General features: G+C 44.4%; 7 protein-coding genes. 1 reads left to right on the plus strand and 6 read right to left on the minus strand.

The features are described 5' to 3' along the window. Positions 1–463 precede the first annotated feature (463 nt). Together ACP5N5_RS04805 and ACP5N5_RS04810 are read right to left on the minus strand one after the other, a co-directional pair. On the minus strand, positions 464–871 hold the full coding sequence (locus ACP5N5_RS04805; protein ID WP_428133433.1) for a type II toxin-antitoxin system VapC family toxin: 408 nt from the start codon (positions 869–871) through the stop codon (positions 464–466). Positions 872–873: 2 nt separating this feature from the next. Continuing rightward, entirely contained in the window at positions 874–1,119 is a 246-nt protein-coding gene (locus tag ACP5N5_RS04810) for a hypothetical protein (RefSeq protein WP_012608949.1), read from the minus strand. A 552-nt stretch (positions 1,120–1,671) separates the two neighbouring features. Here ACP5N5_RS04810 and ACP5N5_RS04815 point away from each other — a divergent pair. Continuing rightward, complete coding sequence (locus ACP5N5_RS04815; RefSeq protein WP_012608951.1) at positions 1,672–2,688, plus strand: NOG1 family protein; 1,017 nt, start codon at positions 1,672–1,674, stop codon at positions 2,686–2,688. On the opposite strand, the gene rtcA is transcribed toward ACP5N5_RS04815, so the two are convergent. From rtcA to ACP5N5_RS04835, 4 genes are all read right to left on the minus strand, one after another. Further along, complete coding sequence (gene rtcA / locus ACP5N5_RS04820; protein WP_042666745.1) at positions 2,660–3,733, minus strand: RNA 3'-terminal phosphate cyclase; 1,074 nt, start codon at positions 3,731–3,733, stop codon at positions 2,660–2,662. The genes ACP5N5_RS04815 and rtcA overlap by 29 nt on opposite strands. After that, positions 3,714–4,241 carry a nicotinamide-nucleotide adenylyltransferase gene (locus ACP5N5_RS04825; RefSeq protein ID WP_012608953.1) on the minus strand — a complete coding sequence of 176 codons (528 nt, stop codon included), beginning with the start codon at positions 4,239–4,241 and terminating at the stop codon, positions 3,714–3,716. Before ACP5N5_RS04825 ends, rtcA begins: the two co-directional genes overlap by 20 nt. Positions 4,242–4,282: 41 nt before the next feature. Next, positions 4,283–6,226: a beta-CASP ribonuclease aCPSF1 gene (locus tag ACP5N5_RS04830; RefSeq protein ID WP_428133442.1), complete on the minus strand. Its 1,944-nt coding sequence runs from the start codon at positions 6,224–6,226 to the stop codon at positions 4,283–4,285. 244 nt (positions 6,227–6,470) lie between these two features. Next, positions 6,471–7,091 (minus strand): proteasome subunit beta, encoded by a 621-nt coding sequence (locus ACP5N5_RS04835; protein WP_012608955.1) that lies wholly within the window; start codon positions 7,089–7,091, stop codon positions 6,471–6,473. Positions 7,092–7,205: the final 114 nt, after the last annotated feature.

Here is a 7,205-nt window from a genome sequence, read left to right on the forward strand (position 1 = left end):
TAGCTAGTCTCAATAGGACTTTAGCTACTTTCACCCTCTTCCACCCTCTCACCGCGCAGCGGATCACAGGAACTCTAAGTACCCTAGAGATATCTACAGGAATTTAAAGTTATCTATAAATCCACAGTAGCCTCTATCTCGTTCTTCCTAAGCCAAGCAACCCAGCAAATCCCGGCAACAGCAGATAAATCAATGCAAGCAACCGTGGCAATGGAGATCACAGAGTGTATAGTAATAATCTCCCAGGAGAATACGTGCTGACCCAGGATCTAGCTGGGACATACCCTGGTAAAGACTAGTGTATAAGGATAGCTGCGAGCAACATAGTCCTAGACAGCCAGGGACACAGCATAACAGGGCCTGGAGGTTTTCGTAATGTAATAATACTATAAACTGCTATGAGAACCAAAACAACAGCCAAAGGCACGAGTTTTTGCTTGGTTTAAAAGTGTATTATGGTAACTTAGTACTTGTTCTCTTTACTGATATCAATCGATGGTAGGGCTTTCACATACTTTGACGCTACTTGCCTTAACTTTACATCATCTGTTACTAGTGTTAATTTCTCCTTCATCGCTACGTAGATATAGGATGCATCGTAGATGGTTAAGCCTTCTTTAAGCGAAAAACCGAGAACTTCTTTTTCAGATTCCTTTATGGTGTGTACTTCTATTATGTTGAATATGTTCGCGATGATCTCCGTGAGTTTAAAGCCTGTCTCCACATTGATCCTTTTGATTAAATGTACTTCTTTCCATACAGCGTTGAGAGATTCATATAGTGCTAGGTCCAAAGTATGCGCTTTAGTGAAAACACTTAAATCACCGCGTTTCACTAGGTTCACAATAGCGCTTGAATCCAGTAGGAGCAATTCTACCTCCTCTCTCTATCTCCACGTATTAAATCTACTATTTCTTCATCTGGAATACCAGCTATTTCACTTAGTATATCCCTCAGTTTCTCTTCAAGCTCAGCTAGAATTCGTTTCTTAACTTCCTCCTCTAGAGCCCTCCTTATGACTGGTCCTGGTTTAATCCCATACTTATTCATGAGCTCCTTCAATCTCTTGGGTATCTTAGCTGAAACAGTTACATAAGACATACTCTTAACCAATAACATACGTTTATATGTAAACCCTTATAAGGTTTACCAAAAAGTATACCTACGTCGCGCGTGTTTCCAGATGATTCTATGATATCTGACCTCTTCTCCCGCCCTAAAGGGTTCGTGTCTGGTGGATACCTGTAATTGCCTGCTTCACCCCTTATTTCTTATTCCCCAGCTCCGTCTGGCTTCACCCCTCACAGCGGGGGAATACCCCATACAACCACCCAGAGAATACCGGGAGAAAAGTAAAAGGTAATAGTCATCGAGGAAAGCGAGTGAAGACACCGAGAAGATAAAACACATCCAAAAATATCCAAATTAGAAAGGATTTAGAACCCGCAACAGGCTAAGTACTAGTAACTCCTCGGGTGAAACATCCATGTTGAAGCAGTATTTGGCGGCAGCACCGGTTGTCTCCATATAATGGTGGCGATGGCTATGAGTAGTATGGACAAGTAGTTAACACCCATAGATAGCATCGTATAAATCCCATATAAAAACCATAGTGGCACCTTCATAATATTAAGTGATAATTAATATAGCTTCAACGGGGATAAAAGCAGTATGAGCATTAAAGACAGGAGGGAAAGGGATCTCAGTAGGTACTATATTAAGACTTATAAGGAGCTATTGAAACACGTGGACTCCAAGCTAAGGAGTCTGAGGACCCCTGCTACGGCTAGGAAGACTATATTGTTAAACAAGCTAAAGCTAGCCTATAGGATTATACACGATGAACTCGGCGTAATAGTGAGCGTTCTTGATGTGGTCGATGGAATGCCCGAGTTCTTTAGAGAACTATATAGGATCTACGTCGGCGAAGACCCTGATAGAACCAGGCAGGTGTTCAAGGCATATATGAGGATTGCCAAGGAGATCGCTCAGGAGTACCTGGATGAAATACGTAGAGGGAGTAGTGATCCAGTAAAAGTATTCAGGGAGGGATTAGGGAGGCTTCTCTCCCTGTATAGGAGGAAGGCAAGGATCATAGGGCTTGTGAAGAAGTACGTTAGCGAGGTGGCGAGGATGCCTGATGTCTCAGGAGATTATAGGGTTGTTATATCAGGGGTTCCCCAGGTGGGTAAATCCACACTTATCTCGAAGCTGACGAGGGCTAAGCCGGAGATAGGCTCATACCCTTTTACAACCCGTAATATTATTGTAGGACATATGGTGGTTGGGGATATTGGCAGGATAGTCCTGATAGATTCACCGGGCATTATTGATACCTCGCTTGATGAGAAGAATATTATTGAGAAACGAGCCATATTAGCAGTAAAATACTTAGCGGATCATTTATTATTCGTGTTTGATGTCAACCCCTCCTTCTACTACTCTATCGAGGAGCAGCTCAGGGTGTATGAAGTAGTGAGGAAGCTGATAGGTGAGAAACCGGTTACACTAGTGGTGAACAAGGTGGATTTAGTGCCAGGCGACATACTTAGAGAAATGGTTGAATTAATCGAGTCAAGAACCGGCTTGAAACCCATTTGTATCTCAGCACTGCTGGAAATAAACATGGATGCTTTAAGAAAGGTATTAGTAGAGGCGTTTATGGCTTATACCCAACGCCCTGGATAGTTATTATACCTGGTTTACCCAGCTCTCCATCTACTTCTACCTTTGCCTCTGGAAAGAATAACTTTCCAACCTCTATGGCTGTTAACAAGTGAAGCGTGATCATTGAAACACCTATTCTACTTGTCCCCTTGGCTAGAAACAGATAGGGTATCAGCATATCGCCCATATGCCTATCGAAAGCCATGCCTGTCTCTAATTCCTCAATGAGTATTAGAGCGGCTTCCTCACCTACTCTCTCAGCTGGTTTTCCTTTCTCGCCTAATGAATCACTGCCTAGTCTTATCCCTGGCTCGGCTTCAACGTAGATAAGGATGCCGCTTCCAGGGCCTAGATGAGGGTCTTTATCTGGTGGATAAGTCTCTATCTCCTCTGTTATTTTCTCCTTGAATATCCCTGAGAGAATACGTCTAGCCGACTCACACTGTCTCACAGCTACATGGGCAGGTAGCTTAACGCAGTAGCTGTGTATTCTGAAACCCCTTATACGCCCCCTTCTAACAATCATTAATGGCTTCAAGGCCTCCTCGACGCGTTTAACTTCCACATTAACTAACCCACCGCCCCTAGGATAGTGTCCCCTCCTCACCACTTCGATATTGGCTCTAACGCCCATGTGGCTTATATTGTATAGGAAGACGTGTTTAATATAATCTATTGGAGGGCTCCACGGTACATTTGTTCCCCCCTTTAACCTCACCCTTGAGTCTCCTTCGGCAAACAATAATACTGGAAGCATGGCTTGCAGTACTAGTGAAATGCTTCCAGCGGTTCCAATATCTATCTCCATCTCACCGCTTCTCCTACTGGTTGGTTTAAACAGGATCTCCATGCTGCCTACTTTCGCGTTCTCTACTTCAGCCCCTGTTACCTCTTTAAGTACTTCAACAGCTGTTAAGTGCTGGGGGCGGAGGCCTGGATTGTCTCTTTTCGCTCTTATATTATATACCCTGATAGGCTTAAGTGTTAAAGCGGATAATGCAAGAGCATACCTAAGTATTTGTCCACCGCCTTCTCCAATACTGCCGTCAATTTCTAGAATGTTCATTCCTACACACCTCCCTTATTCTCTCGACTCCGTTTACTTCGTCTATGTATCTCGAGATAGCGTTTGGCACTAGTTTCCTCCAGTATTCATTGCCCTCGAGGATTAATTGCCTAATGTACGCACCACTGTATTTATCCGGCTCCACAAGCTCTACTCTAATCGTTTTAAACCCAGTCCACTTAAATAACTCGAGCACATGCGGGTTCCCTGAAGCAATACTCGAGACCCTGGGCACTAGGGAGAGAGTGTATGTTGTCCAGGCCATCGGCATATTGATGTCGGGGACCGGTATCAGCCAGGCCTTCTCAAACAACGCTTCCTCCTTGAGGGTTCTGGCAATCATTTCTAAGCGTTCCCCAGCTGTAAACGGGTTCCTGCATGTAAAACCCTCCTGGGCGCTACCTATGGCTATAACTACTTCGTCAAAGCCCTCTAGAAGCCTTTTAACCACGGATAAATGCCCATTGTGGAATGGCTGGAATCTACCCGGGAATAAAACCCTATTCATAGAGTCACCTGAACTCCACTAATCTGTGATAGATTTTAATGCTATGTTAAATTAATGGTGTCCAATATATTAGGCACTAGCACCTCGGGGCGCCCCTTAGACTTTAATTCCTTATCACTCCTAAGTAGTGTAGCCAGCGTGCTGAGTGCTGTGGGTTCTCCATGGTTCAGTAGTATCTTCCTTGGCCTGGGCGAGACGTCTCTAGCATACTCTAATAGCTCGCGTTGATCACTATGTCCACTAAAGCCCTCAATACTATATACCTCTAGCTTTATAGGTATTGCCTCAACCTTGTTTTCAACAACCATGGTTATCTCTCTAGCGCCGTCTTTTATTTTCCTACCAAGCGTCCCCTCAGCCTGATATCCTACGAACACCAGGGAGTTTCTCTCATCGCTGGCCAACAGCCTCAGGTAGTCTACTGCAGGGCCACCGGTGAGCATGCCACTTGTTGCTATTATTATGGATGGCTTGTCTTCAATGATGTCCGGCCTCGCCACCCCGGTTTCTATGGGTTTTAACCATTCTGATGTAAACGGGTTTTCTCCATTGTATATTGCTTCTCTAAGGGATTTATTCAGGTACTCAGGGTACTGTGTGTGTATAGCTGTTACCTCGTTAACTAATCCCTCGACATATATATTCATCCTTGGTATTCTACCGTTCTTCATGGCCTCATTAAGTATGAGTATTATTTCTTGTCCTCTTCCAACAGCGAATACCGGTATTAACACTACTCCGTTTCTGTCGCTCGTCCTCTTCACTATATCGATTAATTGTTGCTCGGCTTGAATCCTACTCTCCTGGAGGGTTGCTCCATAAGTGCCCTCCATTATGAGGGTTTCAACCCGTGGGAACACTGTATTGGCTTTATTGAGTAGTCTTGTCTCAGAGTACTTGAAATCCCCTGTATAGACTATATTATGGAGGCCCATGCCTATGTGCAAGTGGACTATTGCAGAGCCAAGGATATGGCCAGCATTATACATTGTGAGCTTTATATCCGGTGCTACATCCGTTACTTCATCATAGTCCACGGTTATAGTGTGAAGTAGCATTGTAGATATGTCCCTCTCTGAGAATGGTATGTACCTACCAGACCTTCTGGTTACATCAATCAAGTCCTTTAACATAACGATCATTAGCTCCCTCGTAGGCTTCGTCACATACACGGGTCCACGGTAACCATACTTGTAGAGTATGGGAACCAACCCTACGTGGTCTAGATGGGCATGGGTCACTACGACACCATCCAGCTCCTCGAGTCTCAGGGAGTCTATTTCTAGGAATGGGTAAGCCTTATTGGGGTCGTCTATAGTGCCAGTGTTTAACCCGAGATCCAGCAGTATCTTACTCTCCCTTGTCTCAACTAATATAGCCGATCTACCAACCTCTCTGAAGCCACCTAGCCCTGTTACTTTGACATAGTTGTTCCTATATATTACATCCCTATGTATCCTCTCTCCGAGTCGCCTCAGATACTCGACTCTATAGCCACTCTGCTTCAATACATTATTGAGTACCTCGTAGAGGGTCTTCGATTCCAGTGGTGATGAACGCTGAGGGATAACACGCCACCCTGTTTTAGCCAGGATCAAGTGCCTCATCATGCTTCCTCTTCCAACCAGGTAGCCAGGCTTTTCTACTTTAACCCATACCTCGCCTAAGGCTTCATCGAAGTATATCCCATTGGGATCTATCCCGGCGTCTTTAGGTGCCAGTAGCTTTATTAGTTCCTTTGCCTCCTCTGGCGGAAGTCGGTTCTCAGGGGAAACCCTGATGACGACTCTCTTACGTACTTTCTTAGCTATATTCTGTGCTAGATCAAGGTATTTCTCGATGGCCTCCCTGTTCCTTACATATATTACTATGAAGGGGCCCTCGAACTCTATGTTAGATAACTCAAGCTCTGGAGGTATCTCTTCCATTATGTTCTTCAACAGCTCTAATTTGTTCTTCTCTAGCAGTATTCTATCTGGCTTCACAAGTCATCACACCACTCCTGTATTTCCTGAGGAGTAAACACTATCGTAGCGCTGATTAATGAAACATATATGAGGGTTTTTAACTTTAACGCGGTCTATACAGCATCTAACCGTTTGCCCCTAGAGGATATTTCACGTGTTTTATGTTCGTTTAGGGCCTCCACCTTAATGCCCTGCCCCTTAGAGCGGGGATGAAGTGTTTATAAATCTTGGTTAATGCTAGGGTTTCGGTTGTAAAAACCCTTTAAGACGACTCGATGGTTTTCTTTAATGGTATTGTTTCCTCAGAGTAGATGCCGGGCCCTATTACAACTATATCTACTCCTTCCCCGCTGAATCCATCCCTCATTATAGCTGATGAAACAGCGTTGAAGGCGAGTTTCTTAGCCTCCTCGAGGCTTAAATCACTTCTATAATTTTTCTCTAGGATCCCGAATGCCACTGGGGAACCGCTCCCAGTAGCCATATACTTCTCCCTTGTTACACTTCCGTATAAATCCATGTAGTATAGGCTTGCACCAGTGCTATCTCTGCCTCCTAGTAGTAGTTGGACTATGAATGGGCTGTATCTTAGGTAAACCGATAGTATTAATGATATCCTTGAGGCTAACGCCTTAATTGGTATGGGACCCCCCATCTCGATCTCGTATTCCCTAGCGATATACCTGGCGTTCTCAACAATATACTGTGCATCAGCCACTAGTCCCGATATAGTTAGCGCAGCATAATCTGTTATCTTGGAAATCTTTTTAACAGCCTTATGGTAAACCATTGGTCCAGCCGTGGCTCTTTTATCCGCTGCGAGAACAACATAGTCTCCAGTAACAAGTCCTACAGTGGTGGTCTTCGAAACAGCCTCTCGCAACAACTCACACCTCCTACTAGGATAGGATACAAGGGGTTTAGGTCTTATATAGGTTTATTTAAATTGGTTTCATCACTTCATCCTTGTTCCCCCTGTATCCTGCTTGGGCTTGCA

Origin of the sequence: Desulfurococcus sp., assembly GCF_049970475.1 — an archaeon.
Taxonomy (GTDB): Archaea; Thermoproteota; Thermoprotei_A; order Sulfolobales; family Desulfurococcaceae; genus Desulfurococcus; species Desulfurococcus amylolyticus.